Source organism: Blastopirellula retiformator (assembly GCF_007859755.1).
GTDB lineage: Bacteria > Planctomycetota > Planctomycetia > Pirellulales > Pirellulaceae > Blastopirellula > Blastopirellula retiformator.
This window is the reverse complement of the sequence record NZ_SJPF01000007.1, coordinates 80,618-100,029: the sequence shown is the minus strand read 5'-3', so window position 1 is coordinate 100,029 and position 19,412 is coordinate 80,618. Positions and strand designations below refer to the sequence as shown.

The following is a 19,412-nucleotide window of genomic DNA, read 5'->3' as shown; positions in this document are numbered from 1 at the left end:
CACGAGTGCGTTACGCCGCCGAGCGTCTGCCCCACGGCAGCGCCTTTCCGAACCGCTTGATCATCTCCCGCGATTTCGCTTTCGATTTGCGGTCGACGTAGCCAACCAGGTGTTTCAGCAGCGACGCCGGTTTGGTCGCCGCTTGATGGCGATGGGTGGCGTGGATATCTTTCCAGCCGAGCCCTTCGATCGCCAGGACCTGGACGAAGTCGCTGCCTGACATCCAGGGGCCTTCAACATCTTCTCCAAACGGTCCGGCGGCGTGGCCGGGGAACGAGATGGCGATCTTTTCGCCTTGGTGGGAAGTGATCGTGTGGTTGGCGTAGACTTCGGCCACGGTGCGGCCGTCGACTAGTTTGAAGGCGTCGTAGCCTCCTTGGGCGACCAGCAGCGCAAAGATCTCGATCGAATGCGACTCGGACGATATGTAGGGAGGGCGAATGTCGGCGGCGAACAGAGCCCGCAAGATCTGGGCGTCGTAATGCTCGATGTCGATCTTGATGTAATGGGGCGGGCCATACTGACCGATGATGTCGGCGATCGTTTTCGAGGGGAGCGAAACTTGTTCGTAACCGTCGATGACGTCGGCGTCGGGCCGAGGCAACTGGCTCAGGACGTGATGGACGTTGTGGATATAGAAGTCGACCTCGCCTGATTCCCCTTCCGCTTTGACGACGCAGTTTTCGACGACCAGGCGGCCTTGCTCGATCTCGACCTTAAATTTCGCCTGGATCAAGTCGCAAAGCGCCGGGTTCGCTTCCACTGCGACGACCAGATCGCCCTTCAACAGGTAGTACGGAATGTCACCGCCATTGTTGGCGCCAAGATCGTAAATTACCTGGGTCGTCATTTTGAACCGTCCGTGGTTTCAGATTGACTTGTGTTGCAGATCGCTTGTGGATCAGGGAAGCGATTTCCCGCGGTCAGGTGGCGTGGGCTGCCAGGCTCGATGGGGTAGCCGAAATACTCTATCGGGAGGGAGTGGAGGTGGCAAGTTCAAAAAATAAACAACCGCAGCAATTGCAATTGATGTCCAGGCGGGAAGGTTGCGAAGAATGGGTGGAGTGCGGGGTGCTGCGACAGGGGTGGGCGGCGAACGAAACGGTTCTTTTGTCCACGAGCGCGTTTTTCTGATAGCTGTAGCGTTTCTGGCGTTGGTGAGGCAAGCTGGTCAAGGCGAATCCTAAAGATTCGTCGATGCAGTTCAACGCCGACCAGCGCGGCCGCAACCAGCCAGAACGCTAAAGATTGAAGAAAACCGCTCTAGCTGCCTGTTGAAAAATGCCCTCGTGGCAATACCGTTCGGCACGCCATTTGCGCATTCAAATTAATTCCATTTCGCCGTGCCACATTGGCAGGGCGAAGCTTGGTTTCAACCTTGGATGCAGTGACATTTTATCGTGCGGAAGTCTTCAAAAAAACGGAAATCGGCGACCCCGCCTGCTAGCGCCGACGACCAGCAACCGATCCGTGTGCAAGGCCTGAAGTACTTTGCCAAGTTGCGGCCGTTGTTGGCCCAACTGCATGACGAGGGGACGGAGCGCGATGTCGCTGGCAACCGCACGTTGCACTTCGATCAGTATTGCCTGCTGGTGTTGCTTTACGTTTTGAACCCCGGCATTTCTAGTCTGCGAGCACTTTCACAGGCAAGCGAACTGACCAAGGTTCAGCAGAAACTTGGCAACGAGAAAGCGTCGCTTGGCTCGCTTTCCGAAAGTGCTCGGCTGTTCGATCCGGAACGGCTGAAAGCCATTATCGGACTGCTGACCGAGCAGGTTCAAGCCGGAAAACTCGACGCCAAAGCGGCGAAATTCGCGCAAGGGCTGATCGCCGTCGATGGTAGCGTAGTGAACGCGTTGCCGTCGATCATGGCCGCGACGCTGTTGAAGCAGACGACCGGTTCGGCCGTTGTGCGTTGGCGACTGCACACGCACTTCGAGGTCGCCAGTTTCACGCCGCAATCGATCACCGTGACGCCTAACGGCGGCGGCGAAAACGACGAGCGGGCGGTGCTTGCGCGTTCGCTGGAGGCGGACAAGATTTATGCGATGGATCGCGGCTACGCCAAGTTCAAACTGCTGAACGCAATCGATCAGCGCGGCAGCAGTTATCTCTGTCGCCTGCGCGACAACTCGAAGTATGACGTGCTCGAAGAACATCCGCTGACCGATGGCGATCGAGCCGCAGGCGTGCTGAGCGATCAGACCGTGCTGCTTGGCAAGACGAGCAAGAAGGAAGATCGCCCCGATCATCTGGTTCGACTTGTCTGCGTGAAGTGCACGCCGCACAANAATCGAACTGGCGGCAAGGTGAAAGGTTCNAAGGCGCCNAGCAGCGACGGCGTGCTGCGAATCGCGACGAACATGCCGTTCGCCCCAGCCGAAATCATCGCGATTCTTTATTCATATCGCTGGACGGTCGAAATCTTCTTCCGCTTCTACAAGCAACTGATGGGTGGCGCGCATCTGATTAGTCACAGCAAAAACGGGATCGAGATTCAGGTTTACTGCGCGATGATCGCCTGCCTGTTGATCCACCTGTGGATCGGCGGCAAGCCGAGCAAACGGACGTTCGAGATGATCGGCTACTACTTCACCGGCCTGGCCAACGAAGCGGAGATGCTGGCCCACATCGCCAAGATCCGAAAGCAAGCCGCCGCGACTGCGAAGAAAAAATCGTAGCAGGCAGTAAGGAGTCCGCCGTCGAAGCGGTCTCTCGGTTGATGCTGCGCAGGTGGAAAATAAAATGGCAGCTTGCACGGTCCAGCAGCGGAGCGAAAATGCGTGAAGAGGTCGAAGCGGGATCAAATCTGTTTATGCCGACTGGGCGTGCCGAACAGTATTGCCCTCGTGGCATTTTCCAACCTCGCCAGGCTCAGAGCATAGCTCTTCGCGGCTCGCAAAATAACGACTTACGTCGCTATTTTGGGATCGCATCCCTGCGATCCAGCAGCCCGTTGAGAAAATCAACGGACTGCTAGGCGACCAGGCCCCACCAGGTCAGCTGTCGCATGATCGGATTGCCAGGGTAAAGCTGCGAGTAGAGTCGTCGATCATTATTCAGCAGGACGATGCAGACCCATTCGCGATACAGCGTCTGATCGAAGACAACAAATGGCTTCGGTGGATGTTTCTTGGCAACGTAGCCATGTTGATCCTTGGGGGAATCGAGTGGGTGAATGGTCTTGTCGCGGGAACTGCGAATCGGGCTGACCCAGTTCAGCCGATACGACGACCGAGCGACGCCAAGCTTCGCCAGAATCGCTTCGAGTTGTTTGTCGGTCAGGTGGCAAGGGTGACCGGTCCAGTCGGACCAGTAGGTCTTCAGCCCCAAGTTCGCCAGGTACTCATCGTCGAACATCGGACCACGAAGAAAAATACAATCGGTCGAAACGCGAAGCGCGGTGGCGATCGCCTTTTCGACGCTCTCCAGGTCGGGCAAGTGCTCGAGGAAGTGGCTCATGATCGAGAAGCGAACCGAATTATCGGGAATCGCCAGATCGGTCGCATCGCCGACGACCGCCTGATGGCCGCGGCGGACCGCTTCGTCGACGACGTGGGGGAGAATGTCGAACCCTAGGCCTCGCTTTCCCCCCAGGCGATATCCAATGCTGAAGCTTCCCCCGAACTTGCAGCCGTAGTCGATGAAATCGATCTTAGAAACGTCAATCATCGTTCAATTCCTCGTAGATCTCGTCGCGATGGCAGTGATGACGTTTGCTGGAAACGACGCTCAAAGGATTGGCGTGAATTCAGCATCGTCGCCCAGAAGGTGCGGGAATGATGTGAAGCTTGGCGCAATCTTTGTGGTAGACGTGATCATGGTTTCTTCATAAAACCTGCGGCTAGGCGAATATTCCGACGCCCCTGGTTCGGCGTCGATTCTCCTGCGTCGACGATCGGAGCCGGAGATACGGAGTCGTCGTCGGCTTCGCGTAATCGATTGGCGGCCAACAGTATCACGTCAAGGGTATCACGATGATCGTCCGCAGAAATCTCAGCTTCCGGCAGATGCTCTTCTATGCATGGAAGAGCATGCTCTATTTCTTCCTGCTGTCGGTGATCGTTTACTTCTTGCACCACGAGTTGGCGATTCAGAAGCTAAGCGTCCCGTTTGAAGCGGTCGCCACCCTAAGCACGGCGCTGGCGATCTTCCTCGGCTTTAAGAACAACAGCGCCTATGATCGTTGGTGGGAAGCCCGCAAGATCTGGGGCCTGTTGGTCAACTACAGCCGGGCCTGGGGACGCGAAGTGTTGACGCTGGCCGGGGACGAAAGCGGCGACGCTACCCCCGAGAAAAATGAGTGGCGGCGGCGATTGATCTATCGTCATATCGCCTTCGTGCATGCGCTGCGGGTCTTCCTGCGGCAGCGCCGCCCCTACAACAAATACCAAGATGAGTATGTCGAAACGAGCAATACGTACGACGACATTCGCCCGTTCTTAACGCGTGACGAAGCGGATGAGGTCCTCTCGAAGGAGAACCCGCCCAACTACCTGCTGATGATCCAGGGGCGCGAACTGCTGGCCGCCTTTCAGCGCGGCTGGATCTCCGATTATCGCTTCGTCAAACTGTCGGAGACGCTGACCGAGTTCAACAATCATCAGGGGATGAGCGAGCGGATTAAGAACACGCCGCTGCCGCGCCCGTACAGTTACTACTCGCGGGTCTTCGTCTTTTTGCACGGCACGTTGGTGCCGTTTGCGTTTGTCGAAGTGCTCGGCATCTTCAACATTCCGTTGGCGCTGCTGATCAACTTCATCTTTCTCAGCTTGGATCAGATCGGCGAACGAACCGAAGACCCGTTCGAAAACCGCCCCGGCGACACGCCGCTGACCTCGATCAGCGTCACGATCGAAGGGAATCTGAAAGAGATGCTCGACGAGGCCGACCTGCCCGAGATGCCGCCGATGGTGAAGGGGACCGTGCTGTAACACGGCGGCCTTGCATTCTCAAATTGGCTGTTCTTTTTTGCGAACGCAGGATGCTGGTGCGCAAATCCAGTCGCAATGGGCACTTTCGCCGCCTTGTGTGAAAGCAGTAATGTAAAAAAACATTGTCTTTTGTTGATTCTTGATACTTGCGTTGTTATATTGCGAGTCTCTTTTCCCCCAATAGGCGTGTTTTCTGTGACGCCTAAAACGGATTCGTGCTTATTTATTGATTCAGGTGTCTTATGAAAATGCGTCGCTCGGGCTTTACGCTGGTCGAGTTGCTAGTCGTCATTGCAATCATCGGAGTTTTGATTGCGCTGCTGCTGCCGGCGGTTCAACAGGCCCGCGAAGCGGCTCGGCGTTCGCAATGCATCAACAATCTGAAGCAGCATGGTTTGGCCCTGCACAACTTCCACGACACCTTTGGCCGCTTCCCCCCGGGCACGACCAATAACTTGGCGCCGTTTGGCACAGCGACCTCACGGCGCTGGGGAACTGGCTGGATGGTCCACATCTTGCCCTATGTCGAACTGGGGAACGTCTACGACATCATTGACTTTAGCGAACACTGGAACGGCGGTTCGGTCAGCGACGCCTGCGGCGTGGACGCTGGCAGCCCAATTTTCAAAATCTACGAGTGTCCTTCGGCGTCGCTGTCGCAGGAACTGGGCAATGATTCGGTAAAGACGATGATTGCCGACTACATTTCAATTGCCGGCGTCGTCGATGGTTTTGCCGGCATCACCGCCACCAATCAAAACGACACCGACAACGGCGTCTCTGGTTTGAACGGCGTTCTGTACTACAACAGTCGCACGACGTTCGCTTCGATCACTGACGGCAGCAGCAATACGATGGCGGTCAGCGAAGTCGGCGCCTGGTTAAAGGATAGCTCGGGCAACAAGAGGGACTATCGTAGCGTTCAGTACGGCTTCAACATGGGGACGATCGGCCTGAACGACAACACGACCAATTTGCCTGGCTCGGGTTCGACCGAAGGTCGCGCGTTCAACACGACGACGCTTCGTTATGCGATCAACCAGATCGAGCCGTTCTCCGGCAGTTGCAGCAGCGAAGGGGTGTGCGGCAACTATGGCAACAACAGCCCGCTCCGTTCGGATCATCCGGGCGGCGTCAATGCGTTGTTCGCCGACGGATCGATCCACTTCCTCCCCGAAACGATCGATCTGCCGACCTTCGGCAATCTCGGCGCTCGCAACGACGGTAACGTGGTTTCGCTGCCGTAATCAACCACTCTTAGGAACAGAGTCTTATGCGTATTGCACTTTTGGCGATGGGCCTTTTGTTGCCCATCGTTTGCGGTTGTCGTGTGTCGGAAAGTAACGGGCCGGCGCGGCATACCGTGACTGGTACCGTCACTTTCGAAGGGAAACCGCTCGAATCGGGGCTGATCAGCTTTGAAGCGGCGGACGACGCGGCGATTGGCTTGGCGCCGGCATCCTCGGAAATCGTGGATGGGAAGTATTCCCTCACCGCGACGACTGGCAAGAAGACGGTCAAGGTCTCACGCACCGTCGAGGCGGGCCGCGATCAGATCACCCAAGATCCGATTCTCAAGGAATCGATTCCCGCCAAGTACAACCAGAAATCAACACTCGAGTACGCCGTTGTCGAAGGGGATAACTCTCACGACATCGCGCTCTAGACAAGATGGCTGAAATTGCGGCCCGCATTCTCGCGACGTTCCCCCGTTGGACACGTTTCGAGGATGCGGGCCGCTTGCTTGCTTGCTTGTTTGTCGCCAGAGGGAGGACTATAGTCGAAGTCGCCCTCCATTCTATTTCACCGCCCTGACTGTGAGTTTCATCATGCCGCTGCGCCTTCTGCTTGCGCTTTCGTTTTCCTGCTGCTTAGTCGTTTCCGCTTTGCCTGCCGCTGAGCCGACTGGCGACGCCAACGTGGTGGAAAAGACGCCCGACTTGGTCGCGTTTTGGACCTTTGGCGAAGAGCCGGGCACGCCGCGGGCTTCGGTCGCCGGCGACGCGCCGCATCCGCTGGCCGAAGAAGGGGGCGAAGTGGCTCGTGCCGACGGTGGTCCTTACTCCGGGTACTCGGCTCACTTTCAGGGCCGCCAGTACTTTCGCATCCTGCACGAAGAACTGGGGATGCTCGATATCCATGGTAAGGACGCTCAGGTGACGATGTTCGCCGTTGTTCGTCTCGACGAGATGAAGAAGGGAGTCACGATCGCCGGTATCTGGAATGAAGGGGAAGGGCGGCACGACGACCGCGGCGTCCGCCAATACGCGATGCTGCTGAACATGCCGGCTTATGGCGGTCCGCGTCAGTTGACGCCGCATATTTCCGCCGAAGGTGGCGTTACTCGCCGCGCTGACGGCAGCGCGTTCCCGTGGTGCTGCGACTACGCTTCGTCGATTTCCAAAGTGCCGGAGAAAGAATGGGTGACCCTGGGCTTTACCTACGACGGCAAGTACATCCGCGCCTACTTCAACGGCGTGCTGGAAGAGCGTGAGCTAGACGCCAAGAAAGATCGCCGCACCGATCCCTACTTCACCACCGAAGGCCCCGACGGCGGTGATCGCGGCATGAACCCATACTACCACGGCCGCGGCATCTTTAGCTACGACCCCGAGAAGCACAAAGAAACCAAGCCGAGCGGCCCGGCCGATTTCACCGTTGGCGCTCGCTACGCCGTCGGCAGCATCTTCAGCGAAACGCTGAAAGGCAAAATCGGCGGCTTGGCGGTCTTTGACCGGGCGCTAAGCGACGAAGAGATGAAAAAGCTGCACGATTCGTCAAACATCGAGCAATTGCCGAAAAACTAACCGCACGCATTCAATGTTGGTTGGGCACAACGCGCCCAACCAACATGTTGTGCGTTTACCACTTGTCCGTGTTTTTCGGCTTTTTGGGCTTCGCTTCGGCGGTCGCCTTTTTGGTGGTTTTCTTTTTCGTCGTCTTCTTGGCGGCCGTTTTCTTCGCGGTTGCCTTCTTGGTCGTCGCCTTTTTCGTGGTCTTCTTCTTGGCCGCCTTCTTCTTTTTCGGCGGGGCCTTGGCGGCCCGTTCGGCCAACAGGGCGACCGCCTGGTCGAAGGTCACCTCTTCGACCGTCACGCCCTTCGGCAGCGACGCGTTGGTCTGGCCGTCGGTCAGGTACGGTCCATAGCGACCTTCCATCAGCTTGATCTCTTCTTCGGTGACCGGCGAAGGATCAAACTTACGGAGCGGCTCTTTGGGCGCCGCTCGGCCGCGACCCGACGTTTTGGGTTGCGCCAGCAGGGCGAGCGCCTGTTCCAGCGTCACGTCGACCGGCGAAATATCGCCGAGCGAGCGGGTTTCGCTACCGCATTTGATGTACGGACCGAAGCGGCCGTTCTGCGAGATGATCGGCTCTTTCGACTCCGGGTGCTCGCCCACTTCGCGGGGAAGAGACAACAGCTTCAGGGCGACTTCCAGCGTCACGTCGCCGGCCTGCATTCCCTTTGGCAACGAGGCGTTTTTCGGCTTCTCTTTGTCGGCCGCCTTCGCCTTCTTTTTGCCCTTCGGCTTTTCTTCTTCGATCTCTTCCGGCTCTTCGTCGGTTTCCAGCAAGCCGAGCTGGACGTAGTCGCCATACCGGCCTGTCTTGATGAAGACCGGGCGTCCCGTGGCAGGGTCATAACCGAGCGGCTCGTCGCCGAGCTGCGCCTTGTCGAGCAGTTCGAGCGCCTTTTCCAGCGTCACTTCGTCGGGCGCCAGGTCGGACGGAATGCTGCCGCGGCGTTCCCCTTGTTCGACGAACGGCCCATAGCGACCGACGCGGACGATCACCTCTGCTTTGTGTTCCCCTTCGGCCGGGCTGCCGAGCGAAATCGAGTTCACCAGCCGGGCGTCGACATCTTTGATTTTGCCTTGGACGATCTCCTTTAGACCATGTTGATCATGGCCGAAGTAGAAGTCCCGCAGGTAAGAGCTTTGTTCCGCCTCGCCGCGGCTGATCGCGTCGAGATCGTCTTCCATCTTGGCGGTAAACTGGTAGTCGATCAGCTTCGGCAGATGCTCTTCCAGCAGCTTGGCGACGGCAAACCCCAGCCAGGTCGGCGCCAGGGCGGTTCCCTTCTTGAAGACGTACTCGCGATCGAGAATCGTATCGATAATCGAGGCGTACGTACTCGGGCGGCCGATCCCCATTTCTTCCAAAGCGCGGGTCAACGACGCTTCGCTGTATCGCGACGGCGGCTGGGTGGTGTGGCTCTTCGGCTCGAACAAATCCTTGTCGACGTCCTGGCCTTGTTTCATCGCCGGCAGCAAGGTCTCGCGGTCGGCCAATTCGGCGTCGGGATCGTCCGAACCTTCGACATAGGCCCGCAAAAAGCCAGGAAATTCAATGGTCTTACCGCTGACGTAGAACTTGGCGCCGCCCCCTGCGAGCGTGATCGCAATGCGGAAACCGCGGGCATCGGCCATCTGGCTGGCGATCGTCCGTTTCCAGATCAACTCGAACAGGCGGAACTCGTCGTTGTTGAGGGTTCCTTTCAGCGCTTCCGGCTTTTGGAAGGGATGACCGGCAGGACGAATCGCTTCGTGAGCTTCCTGCGCGTTCTTCACCTTCGACGAATAAATCCGCGGCTTCTCCGGCAGATAGTCAGCGCCGTACTCGCTCTTCACCAGATCGCGAGCGGCGTTGATCGCCACTTCGGCCAGGTTGGTCGAGTCGGTACGCATGTAGGTGATGTGACCGTTTTCGTACAGGTTTTGCGCGATCCGCATCGTGTGCCGAGCGGTGAAGCCCAGCTTGCGGTTCGCTTCCTGCTGCAGCGTACTGGTCGTAAACGGCGCGGCTGGTTTATTGGTGAACGGCTTGTTCTCGAGCGATTCGACCGAGAACTGGGCGCTTTGCAGACGGGCCAGCAGGTCGTTGGCGCCCGCTTCGTCCATCAGCAGCATCGCGTCTGGATTTTTTAGCTTGCCGTTGGTCGTATCGAAATCTTTGCCCGACGGAATTTTGCGGCCGTCCGCTTCGGTCAGCACGGCGTTAAATTTTTTGCCGTCGGCGATGAAGGTGCCGACCAGGTCCCAATAGGTGGCCGAGTGGAACGCCATCCGTTCCCGCTCACGCTCGACAATCAGGCGAACCGCGACGCTTTGCACGCGACCAGCCGATAGCCGGGGACGAACTTTGTACCACAGCAGCGGCGAAACTTCGTAGCCGTACAGCCGGTCAAGAATGCGGCGAGTTTCTTGAGCCCGCACCAGGCCGTCATCGATCGTCCGCGGGTTTTCGACCGCGTTCAGGATCGCATCTTTGGTAATTTCGTGAAAAACGAGACGATGGACGGGAACCTTGGGCTGCAGGATCTCCTGCAAATGCCAGCTGATCGCTTCTCCTTCGCGGTCTTCGTCCGTCGCGAGGTAAAGTTCGTCTGCCTCCTTAAGCAGCTTTTTCAGCTTGGTGACTTGCTGTTTCTTGCCGGGCGGAACGATATAGACCGGCTCGAAGTCTTCGTTGACGTTAACGCCAAGGTAACTCCATTCCTCGTTTTTGTACTTCTCCGGCATTTCCTTCGCGCCATGCGGCAGGTCGCGAACGTGGCCGATGCTGGCCTCGACGGTGTAGCCCGAGCCCAGGTATTTCGAGATCGTCCGTGCTTTCGCCGGGGATTCGACGATGACCAGTGCGTTCTTCGAGGGCTTTGCAGCTTTCGCCATGGGGTGTCATTCTCAATGTGGGGGAAGGCTTCACGCGGCGTCGTGCGTCTGTCGTCATTACATATCTGACAGATTGCGTGGTCTTCCTAAGTTGCGTATTTATGTTTGGCTTATTCGTTAACATCCAAGGAATCAAAATTCCCGGCACATGGGGGGCGAATTGTGAAAAAACAACGCTCCCGCCGGTCCGAGATTTTGACTTCTTGGTGGGGCGCGGCCATGGCGAGCGACCCAACTTGTGCATCGCTAGGCGATACTGGGATTGAATTTAGGTCGCGTCCCCCTACAATCGGTCGAATTCGTCCGCGAGCATCAGCCGCAGCAAACCAATAATGCGTCTTGTATCGCGATGTCAAGAGGTGACGCTGGCGCCAAATGCGTCAGTGTTAAGGATTGGAACCCATGCGCAACCCGTTTCATTTCTTCCGTAAGAACCAAAAAGCACTGCTAGCCGTCTTCGGCGTGTTGCTGATGATCGTCTTCACCATCGGAGGCGTCGTCACCAGCTTCTTCCCGCAGCGCGCCGCCTTTGAAGCCGAGGACAAGACGGTCGTCAAAATTGACGGCGCGCCGTTGACCTCGCCCGAAATTGATCGGCTTCGCCAAGATTCGAGCTTGGTCTCGTTGATCACCGGCCTGGCGATCGCCCGCACGCAGGAAGTGGGCGGTTTTCCGAATCCGCCGTCGCCGCCAATCTCTGGCTTGCGATATCAGTCGGCTTCAGGCCCGAATTCGCCCGGCGGTCCGATGCGAGAAGAAATTTCGACTCGCCAGGTGATCACCGATCACTTGTTCTCGCTCGAAGGAGAACGCCTGGGGATTGCGATCGGCGACGACATCGTTCGCGACTTCATGACCTCGGTCACCGGCGGCAGCATCACCCCCGATCAATACAACGAACTACTGGCGGAAGCCCAAGGCAATGAAGGTCGGATTACTTACGACCAGATGTTCGAGATGTTCCGTCGCGTCATTCAAGTGCAAAAGACGAAGCGTCTCCTCCTGGAAGGGATCAGCACCGCGACGCCCGCCTCGGCGTGGGTCAACTTCCGCAACTTGAACCGGACGATTGACGTTCAGCTCTACCCGGTCAACTCCTCCGACTATCTCTCGAAGGTCAAGCAAAATCCGAGCGATGCGGACCTGCGCAAGTTGTTCAACAAGTTCAACGACCAGATCCGCAACCCGCAGACCGGCGATCCCGGCTTCCTGCAATTGGATAAAGCGGCGATCGGTTACGTCAAAGCGGACTACGACAAGTTCCTGCAAGCCGAATTGGCGAAGATCTCGGACGAGCAAGTCGCCGAATACTACGAAGAGAACAAGGACAGTAGCTTCCGCAAGCCGGTCGCTGATCCAGTCGCCCCGATGAACCAACCGGCGCCCGAAGAGAAGCCCACCGAAGAGAAGCCCACCGAAGAGGCCCCGGCCGACGACAAGCCCGCTGAAGAGAAACCGGCGGCCGAAGAGCCGAAGATGGAAGCTCCGGCCACCGAAGAGAAACCGGCCGAACCGGCCCCGATGACCGACAAGCCGGCCGAAGAAGCTCCGGCGGAAGAGAAGCCCGCCGCCGACGAGAAACCGGCGGAAGAAAAGCCGGCTGACGAAGAATCGAGCTTCCTGAGCACCGGCCGCGAAGCGATGCTGGTCGCCTTCCAGGAAGAAACGACCGAAGAGAAGCCGGCCCCCGAAGAAACGCCTGCGGAAGAGAAGCCCGCCGACGACAAGCCGGCCGCTGAGGCTCCGATGACCGAAGCTCCGGCCACCGACGCCAAGCCGATGGAAGAAGCGGCCGCGCCGATGGGCGAAACGCCTGCTGGCGAACAACCGCCGGTCGAGTATCGTCCGCTGGAAGAAGTCAAAGAGCAGATCAAGACGTCGATCGCTCGTCCGCTGGCGCAAGCCTCGGTCAAAGCGGCCCTGCAGAATGTCGCCGACATCCTGAAGCGGGAATACGACGACTACTTCTATCTGGATGAAGAGGACAAGACCGGCACGCCGTTCGACAAGCTCGACCTGAAGAAGCTCGCACAGCAGAACGGCCTGGAATATGGCGAGATGCCGAAGATGGACTACATCGCGGCGATGGAATCTCCCTATGGAATGATCTCGCACGCCGAGTTCAGCTTCAATCCGCAGCAAGGCGGTCTGCAGCGAAATGACCTGCGGTTGATCGATGCGATCTTCGGCAGCAAAGCTGAGCTTTACAGCCCGCAAGAGTTCCCCGGAACCAGTTCGACCAGCATGTTCTCGATGCCGGCCGACCAGCAGTTCGTCTACTGGAAGACCGATGAAGCGGAAGGCTACGTGCCGACCTTTGACGATGTCAAAGATCAGGTCGTCGCCGCCTGGAAAGAGCAGCAAGCGGCGAAGCTGGCCAAGGCGGAAGCGGAAAAGATCGCCGCCGGCGCCAAGGGAGACGCTCCTCTCAACGAAGTGGTTCCGGCCAAAGACGGGGTGATCGTTGCTGACAACATCACCTACTACCAGGAAATTCGCCAGCCGGGCCAATACCTGCTGGCCGAAATCCCCGGCGTCGAAAAGACCGGCATCGAAGCGCTCGATACGATCTTCGCGGCTCCGGTCGGCGAAACGTTCGTCGTGCCGAACGCTGACAAGTCGGTCTGGTACGTTGCCCGCGTGACCGGCGAACGGAAGACCGAAGCCGAGATTCGCGACCAACTGAAGGCGGAAATGAACGGAGAATACCCGTTCAGCGTCGTCTACCTGGAAGGGATGAAGTCGCAGATCCGCTGGAGCGAAGTGCAGGAAGAACTGTTCGAACGCTTCAACGTCGAATGGCAAATGATTCCGGAAAACTAAGCCGGAACGATGCACCATTGAAAACGGAACCAGAGCCAGCGAGATTTCGCTGGCTCTGGCTATTTCTTGACGGTTTGAAGGTGGGGTTAGCCGCGATAGCTCCCGCTATCGGGGCCGACGAAGTCGGCAGGAGGCATCGATCCACGGTGAGTAGGCACGCGGCGGATCGGCGATCGTTTGAGCCTGCGCTCCGCCGTTCTTTGGTCCAACCGCGAGCTGATGCCTCCTGCGGCTGCGCCGCCCCGATAGCGAGAGCTATCGGGGCTAACCAGTTGGCCGAGACGCGCACAAAAAAAGAGCCGGTCCAACAGGACCGGCTCTTTCCATTTCGGTTTGCGTCTCATCCGCCTTAGCAGGGCTTCAGCACCACGCAGGCCAGCGGCGGGATGTCGAGCATGATCGACTGTTCGCGGCCGTTCCATTGGATCGGGGCCGACTCCATCTCGTCGACGTTGATCACGTTGCTGCCGGCGTAACGGGCGTTGTCCGAGTTGAAGATCTCGCGATACGAGCCCGCCTTCGGCACGCCGATGCGGTAGCCGTTGTAAACGACCGGCGTGAAGTTGCAGAGCGTAATCGTGAAGTCGTTCGGATCTTTCCCCTTCCGGGCATAGGCGATCACGCTGGCTTCCCAGTTGTCGCAGTCAATCCACTCGAAGCCTTCTCCCTTGAAGTCGACCTGGTGCATCGACGCTTCGTGCTGGTACATCGCATTCAGGTCCGAGATCAACGTCTGAACGCCCTGATGCTGTTCCCACTCCAGCAGGTTCCACTGCAGTTCGCCATCGGCGTTCCACTCGTTCCACTGGGCGATGTCGCCGCCCATGAACAACAGCTTCTTGCCGGGATGGCTCCACATGTACGAGTAGAGCAACCGCAGGTTGGCGAAACGTTGCCACATGTCGCCGGGCATCTGGTCCAGCAGCGAACCTTTGCCATGCACCACTTCGTCATGCGACAGCGGCAGGCAGAAGTTTTCGGTAAACGCATAGATCAGGCTGAACGTCAGTTCGCCATGATGGAACTTGCGGTGAACCGGATCTTTCCCCATGTAGCGGAGCGTGTCGTTCATCCAGCCCATGTTCCACTTCAGGCTGAAGCCGAGTCCGCCGCCGTCGGTCGGGTGCGAAACGCCGCCCCACGCGGTCGACTCTTCGGCGATCGTCATGATGCCGGGGTACTGCAGGTGCGACTGTTCGTTGAACTCGCGGAGGAACGAGATCGCTTCGATGTTCTCGCGACCGCCGTATTGGTTCGGGACCCACTCGTCATGCTTGCGGCTGTAGTCGAGGTACAGCATCGAAGCGACTGCGTCGACGCGGAGCCCGTCGATGTGGAACTTGTCGAACCAGAACAGGGCGTTGGAGATCAGGAAGTTTTTGACCTCGTTGCGACCGTAGTTGAAGATCAACGTGCCCCAGTCGGGGTGCTCGCCCTTGCGAGGATCGTCATGTTCGTACAGCGCGGTGCCGTCGAACTGACGCAGGCCGTGGTCGTCTTTGGGGAAGTGAGCCGGCACCCAGTCGATGATCACGCCCAAGCCATGCTTGTGGCAGTAATCGACGAAGTACATGAAGTCTTCCGGCGTGCCATAGCGGCTGGTCGCGGCGAAGTAGCCGACCGCCTGGTATCCCCAACTGCCGGTGAACGGATGCTCGGAGACCGGCATCAGTTCGATGTGGGTGTAGTTCTGTTTCTGGCAATAGTCGACCAGCTGGTGCGCCAGGTCGCGATAGTTGAACCAGCCCGACTTCGAGTCGTTGTTCCATTTCCAGCTGCCCAGGTGCACCTCGTAAACCGAGACGGGGCGTTCCAGCTGGTTTTGCTCGGCCCGGCGAGCCATGTACTCGGCGTCATCCCAGGTATAGGTCGACAGGTCGGTGACGATGTTCGCCGTGCGGGGCGGAACTTCGGCGGCGAACGCGTAAGGATCGCACTTGTCGACCGTGCGGTCATGCTGATTGACGCGGTATTTGTATTGGACGCCCGGCTTCAGATCGGGAATGAACACTTCCCAGATGCCGCTGGAGCCAAGCTTGCGCATTGGGTGGACGCGGCCATCCCATTTGTTGAACTGCCCGACGACGGCGACGCTTTTGGCGTTGGGCGCCCAGACGGCGAAGTTGACCCCAGTGACGCCGTTGACCTCGCGGAGCTGTGCCCCCAGCTTGTCGTACGACTTCCAGTGGGCGCCTTCGCCCAGCAGGTAAAGGTCGTAATCGCTAAAGTACGAAGGAAACGCGTAGGGGTCTCGAACTGAGTTCATCTGGCCGCTCTGGTCACTAGTGCGCAATTGATATTGTCCCGATTTCATGATTTCATCCTGTGGACAAATCGCCTCGAACAAACCGCTCGGATGGATCCGCCGCATTGGCTGGCTATTATTATGACCGGGATGGAACACCCATGCTTGTTCCGATTCCGGCAGGTAGGCCCGCACGGCGATCGCAGGCTCTCCGCGGTGCTCAACTTGATGGGGACCGAGAATGCGATACGGATCTTCAGACCGGCATTCGATTAAAGCCCCCATGTTATCTAGTGTAACATTCGTGCGCACACGCTTCTCCTCGTGATTTTGTGTTCAGGTGGGGGATGATGAATACCGCGAATAAACTCAGCCCGCGGCGGCTGCTAGTTCTTGTTCTTCAATGCGAATCGTGCGCCGATTGCGTCGCGAACCGAAATGCAACGACTCCGATGGCATTTTGTTGTCATCTTCGTGGTCGAGATCAGCCGCTTCAAATCGCCAAGGGCGGCAATCAACCCGATGAAACTGCATCGCTTGGGCGATGCGCTGCCATAGATCGGCGTCGCGGACCGGCGCCAGGCGACCGAAACGCTCCCAGCGGAAGCCTGATTCGCGCCAAACCGCCAATCCATAGCGAAAACCGCGGCTGACGTAGCGCGACGGCGTGAGCAAGGTAACGCGAGATGGCTCTGGCAACGCCTCTAAGCCGCGAACGACCGATAGCAGCGCCAGACGGTCACGATCGCGCCAAGCCTCTTCTCCGGAGGCGACAAGGCGTTCTTGTTGGTCAACACATTCCAAAACGAAGCGCCAACTGCCGCCATAAGGGCCTTCGGTCGATTCGCAAAACAAAAGGTAAAGGGGAGTTGATTCGTTCATGCGGCTTTCGGTGCGTCTGCTGGATCGATAAATCCGCTCCGTCCCCGACATTCTGACGATGGCTCGCCAAATGCTAGCTTTCCTTGCCTGCACGGTTTGCTTATCGGCAATTGGAACCTAGGCTCCCCACTTTATCCTTTGTGAAAAGTTCACCTTCTTGGCACATTTTTCTGAAATGGGGCTTGGGGGAGGGTATTGGCCGCGCGCAAGGCAGCTCGGCCGCGCGGCGATCAAGGTAATCCTGGGAAGAGATCGCTACAGACTCGCCTGGGCGGCGGGCAGCTTCGATTGCAGTCAGAAGGTCCGTAGTAGTCCGTTGATTTTCTCAACGGACTACTGGATCGCAGGGATGCGATCCCAATATAGCGACGTAAGTCGTTATTTTGCGAGCCGCGAAGAGCTATGCTCTGAGCCTGGCGAGGTTGGAAAATGTAACGATGGCATTTTTCAACAGGCAGCTAGCGGCGAAGTCTTGCCGCCTTCGTACGAATGGACCTGCTCTGGAGGATGGCGACCAGTACTCTCGAGAGCATCAAGCAGCCGCTCGGGTTTTTATTTTCCAAGCGATGGGTCTAATACCCTCGCCTTCAGGCGAAACCTTTAGGTTCTTCCGTTTCCGGCTAAAATCGGGGAATGGAAAGATACCGCACCAGTTCGCATAGTCGTTTTGACATCAAGTTCCACTTTGTCTGGGTGACCAAGTATCGCAAACCGATTCTCGTGGGGGAGGTCGGCGTTCGTGTACGGGAACTCGTTCGCGAGGTTTGCCGCACCAACGAGATTGAAATCCTAGAAGGGGCGGTCTCCCGAGACCATGTTGATGTGCTGCTGTCGTGCCCGCCGAACTTTGCGCCCAGCAAAATCATGCAGTACATCAAGGGGAAGAGTTCACGGAAGCTGTTGATGGAGTTTCGGCATTTGCAAAAACAGTATTGGGGCCGGCATCTGTGGGCACGCGGGTACTTTGTGGCGACCAGCGGCAACGTGACCGACGAGGTGATTCAGGAATATATCCGCCATCAGGACGGGACCGAGCCTGGCGATGGCGGCGACCTTGCGCAGCGATTCGTCGTCGTGACAAAGTTGTTGCAGACGCGCCTGACGTTCCGTCCCGTGGAGATCGGCGACTTGTTCGAAAATGCGTTGAAGGACGTCGATCGAATGCGAACTACTTGCGGCCATCGGAAATTTCTCGGTAGAGCCAACTCCGTACGAAACGAAGATCACGCTTGATCTTCGCGGGGGAAAGCGAAAGCGCCACCGCAATTTCCTTGATATTTCGACCTCCTCTTGTTATTGGCGCGCTGGGAATCCATGCTAGTACGCGTTTCACTCGATGAGTCTCAGTATCAGAAGCATGTGTAACGAATGAACGACCCCTTCGTTTCACTGGAAACGCCCGCAAGGCCGCAAGTCTCCGCTGAATCATCGGCGTCAGCATCGAAGAAGTCAGCCGCGTCGCAGCTCTATCAGGTTGTCTGGCGGTGGCACTTTTATGCGGGAATTTTGACGGCGCCGATTTTTTGGATCGTCACAATTACGGGCGCGCTCTACGTCTTTCAAACCGAATTGACCGCTTCACGAGATCAGTCTCTGCGGGAGGTGGCGGTTGGCGAAGAGCGGATCAGTTACGAGCGTTTGCGCGAATTGGCTGCCGCCGAGGTTGCGCCCATCGAACTGGAAGGGATCATGGTTTCTCCCGACCCCAGTCGCTCCGTGGCGTTCGTTGCACCGACCGAGATGCATGATCCCGCCCGAGAGGAAGAGCGTGATCATGACCATGGCCGTGAAAAGCATCGGCACATTTATCTTGATCCGTACACTGGCGAAGTGCTGGGTTCGAAAATCGCCGAAGATGACTTTTTTGCGATTGTTCTCAGCCTGCATCGCTCGTTGATGATGGGAACCACTGGTCGCATCTTGTCCGAGTTGGCGACAAGTTGGGGGCTGCTGCTGCTGGCGACGGGAGTTTATCTCTGGTGGCCGCGTGGCAAGAAGAACGTCGGCGTTTGGGTGCCTCGCGTAAAGGGGAAACTGTACGCCGTCTTGCGCGATTGGCACGCAGTTTCCGGACTCTACTTTGTTCCGCTCGCTGTGATCGTGATGGGAACCGGACTCTTCTTTGCGGTCGTGATGGGCTCAGCGTTTAACGCTTCGGTGAAAGCGGCAGGGCACTGGGCGCCGAAGTGGTTTGGGCCTGCGGTTTCGGCGCCGGTTGCGGAAGGCGCTGAGCCTGCCTCGCTGGATCAAGTCATGTCGACGTTGCTTTCGCACAGCCGGGGAAAGGATGACCTGATCCCGGTGCGTTTTGTGACCAATCCCAAGGATGCCTACAAGGCGTTCTTGATTCAGGATGACGACAAGAACAAGCTCCGCATGGTGTCGGTGGATCAATACACAGCCGAGACGATTGACGTGGTAGATGCGGCCGACAATCCCTTCTTGTATCGCGTTCGGGTCTGGGCCGTTTCGATTCACATGGGGAAGATCTTCGGGATGCCGACGAAAATCTTGGCGCTGGTAACCTCGATCGCTCTCTTTCTCCTATCGGTGACCGGCGTCTGGATGTGGTGGAAGCGTCGTCCCAAAGGGAGAACTGGTTTTCCGCGTCGTCCCGCGACCGGGGCGATGCCAGCGTGGGGCTGGCTGGTGATCCTTGTCGCCGCCATCTTGTTGCCGGTCGCGGGGATCTCGATGCTGGCGGTTGCGTTGATCGACCTTCTTTGGGGAAAGATTGACCGAATGCGTGGCGCTGCGTAACTGGGGGCGGGCCCCTTCAATTTTGTGGTGAGATTGGTTTGTCCCATGTCGTTCTGAACGACATGGGGGTGAAACAACCGACAAACGTTCCCTCGATC

The 19,412-nt window shown here is 57.8% G+C and carries 11 protein-coding genes and 2 pseudogenes; 8 read left to right on the top strand and 5 right to left on the bottom strand.

What is annotated here, in order from left to right; genetic code table 11:
* Positions 1–10: 10 nt before the first annotated feature.
* Complete coding sequence (locus Enr8_RS24010) at positions 11–850, bottom strand: FkbM family methyltransferase (RefSeq protein ID WP_146436667.1); 840 nt, start codon at positions 848–850, stop codon at positions 11–13.
* Positions 851–1,466: 616 nt separating this feature from the next.
* On the opposite strand from Enr8_RS24010, the pseudogene Enr8_RS24005 reads away from it, so the two are divergent.
* A pseudogene (locus Enr8_RS24005) lies at positions 1,467–2,681 on the top strand (IS4 family transposase); the annotation flags it as partial.
* A gap of 295 nt (positions 2,682–2,976) precedes the next feature.
* On the opposite strand, the gene Enr8_RS24000 reads toward Enr8_RS24005, so the two are convergent.
* The gene (locus Enr8_RS24000; protein ID WP_146436663.1) at positions 2,977–3,672 is read right to left on the bottom strand and encodes a class I SAM-dependent methyltransferase; all 696 of its coding nucleotides are present in this window, start codon (positions 3,670–3,672) and stop codon (positions 2,977–2,979) included.
* 305 nt (positions 3,673–3,977) lie between these two features.
* On the opposite strand from Enr8_RS24000, the gene Enr8_RS23995 reads away from it, so the two are divergent.
* The 4 genes from Enr8_RS23995 to Enr8_RS23980 all read left to right on the top strand — a co-directional run bounded on the left by Enr8_RS23995 (position 3,978) and on the right by Enr8_RS23980 (position 7,741).
* A complete protein-coding gene (locus Enr8_RS23995; RefSeq protein WP_146436661.1) occupies positions 3,978–4,934 on the top strand; it encodes a bestrophin family protein in 957 nt (318 codons plus the stop codon).
* A 242-nt stretch (positions 4,935–5,176) separates the two neighbouring features.
* Entirely contained in the window at positions 5,177–6,181 is a 1,005-nt protein-coding gene (locus Enr8_RS23990) for a DUF1559 domain-containing protein (RefSeq protein WP_146436659.1), read from the top strand.
* Positions 6,182–6,207: 26 nt separating this feature from the next.
* Entirely contained in the window at positions 6,208–6,600 is a 393-nt protein-coding gene (locus tag Enr8_RS23985; protein WP_146436657.1) for a hypothetical protein, read from the top strand.
* 163 nt (positions 6,601–6,763) lie between these two features.
* Positions 6,764–7,741 carry a hypothetical protein gene (locus tag Enr8_RS23980; protein WP_146436655.1) on the top strand — a complete coding sequence of 326 codons (978 nt, stop codon included), beginning with the start codon at positions 6,764–6,766 and terminating at the stop codon, positions 7,739–7,741.
* A 55-nt stretch (positions 7,742–7,796) separates the two neighbouring features.
* Here Enr8_RS23980 and topA read toward each other — a convergent pair whose 3' ends face one another.
* Positions 7,797–10,604 (bottom strand): type I DNA topoisomerase, encoded by a 2,808-nt coding sequence (topA, locus tag Enr8_RS23975; RefSeq protein WP_146436653.1) that lies wholly within the window; start codon positions 10,602–10,604, stop codon positions 7,797–7,799.
* 402 nt (positions 10,605–11,006) lie between these two features.
* Between topA and Enr8_RS23970 the strand changes: the two genes are divergently transcribed.
* Positions 11,007–13,427 (top strand): hypothetical protein, encoded by a 2,421-nt coding sequence (locus tag Enr8_RS23970; RefSeq protein WP_146436651.1) that lies wholly within the window; start codon positions 11,007–11,009, stop codon positions 13,425–13,427.
* A gap of 349 nt (positions 13,428–13,776) precedes the next feature.
* On the opposite strand, the gene glgB is transcribed toward Enr8_RS23970, so the two are convergent.
* On the bottom strand, positions 13,777–15,984 hold the full coding sequence (gene glgB, locus Enr8_RS23965; RefSeq protein ID WP_390620214.1) for a 1,4-alpha-glucan branching protein GlgB: 2,208 nt from the start codon (positions 15,982–15,984) through the stop codon (positions 13,777–13,779).
* Between the two features lie 57 nt (positions 15,985–16,041).
* Complete coding sequence (locus Enr8_RS23960) at positions 16,042–16,554, bottom strand: ribonuclease H family protein (RefSeq protein WP_146436647.1); 513 nt, start codon at positions 16,552–16,554, stop codon at positions 16,042–16,044.
* 633 nt (positions 16,555–17,187) lie between these two features.
* Here Enr8_RS23960 and tnpA point away from each other — a divergent pair.
* Together tnpA and Enr8_RS23950 are read left to right on the top strand one after the other, a co-directional pair.
* Positions 17,188–17,574 (top strand): annotated as a pseudogene (gene tnpA / locus Enr8_RS23955) (IS200/IS605 family transposase); the annotation flags it as partial.
* A gap of 348 nt (positions 17,575–17,922) precedes the next feature.
* Positions 17,923–19,314, top strand: a complete 1,392-nt coding sequence (locus Enr8_RS23950; protein WP_146436644.1) for a PepSY-associated TM helix domain-containing protein — start codon at positions 17,923–17,925, stop codon at positions 19,312–19,314.
* Positions 19,315–19,412 lie beyond the last annotated feature (98 nt).

What these genes read in the sequence shown, in the direction of transcription:
- topA (WP_146436653.1), bottom strand. Translation starts at nt 10,604, where the DNA reads ATGGCGAAAGCTGCAAAGCCCTCGAAGAACGCACTGGTCATCGTCGAA.
- Enr8_RS23970 (WP_146436651.1), top strand. Translation starts at nt 11,007, where the DNA reads ATGCGCAACCCGTTTCATTTCTTCCGTAAGAACCAAAAAGCACTGCTA.
- Enr8_RS24010 (WP_146436667.1), bottom strand. Translation starts at nt 850, where the DNA reads ATGACGACCCAGGTAATTTACGATCTTGGCGCCAACAATGGCGGTGAC.
- Enr8_RS23990 (WP_146436659.1), top strand. Translation starts at nt 5,177, where the DNA reads ATGAAAATGCGTCGCTCGGGCTTTACGCTGGTCGAGTTGCTAGTCGTC.
- Enr8_RS23950 (WP_146436644.1), top strand. Translation starts at nt 17,923, where the DNA reads ATGAACGACCCCTTCGTTTCACTGGAAACGCCCGCAAGGCCGCAAGTC.
- Enr8_RS24000 (WP_146436663.1), bottom strand. Translation starts at nt 3,672, where the DNA reads ATGATTGACGTTTCTAAGATCGATTTCATCGACTACGGCTGCAAGTTC.
- Enr8_RS23985 (WP_146436657.1), top strand. Translation starts at nt 6,208, where the DNA reads ATGCGTATTGCACTTTTGGCGATGGGCCTTTTGTTGCCCATCGTTTGC.
- Enr8_RS23960 (WP_146436647.1), bottom strand. Translation starts at nt 16,554, where the DNA reads ATGAACGAATCAACTCCCCTTTACCTTTTGTTTTGCGAATCGACCGAA.
- Enr8_RS23995 (WP_146436661.1), top strand. Translation starts at nt 3,978, where the DNA reads ATGATCGTCCGCAGAAATCTCAGCTTCCGGCAGATGCTCTTCTATGCA.
- Enr8_RS23980 (WP_146436655.1), top strand. Translation starts at nt 6,764, where the DNA reads ATGCCGCTGCGCCTTCTGCTTGCGCTTTCGTTTTCCTGCTGCTTAGTC.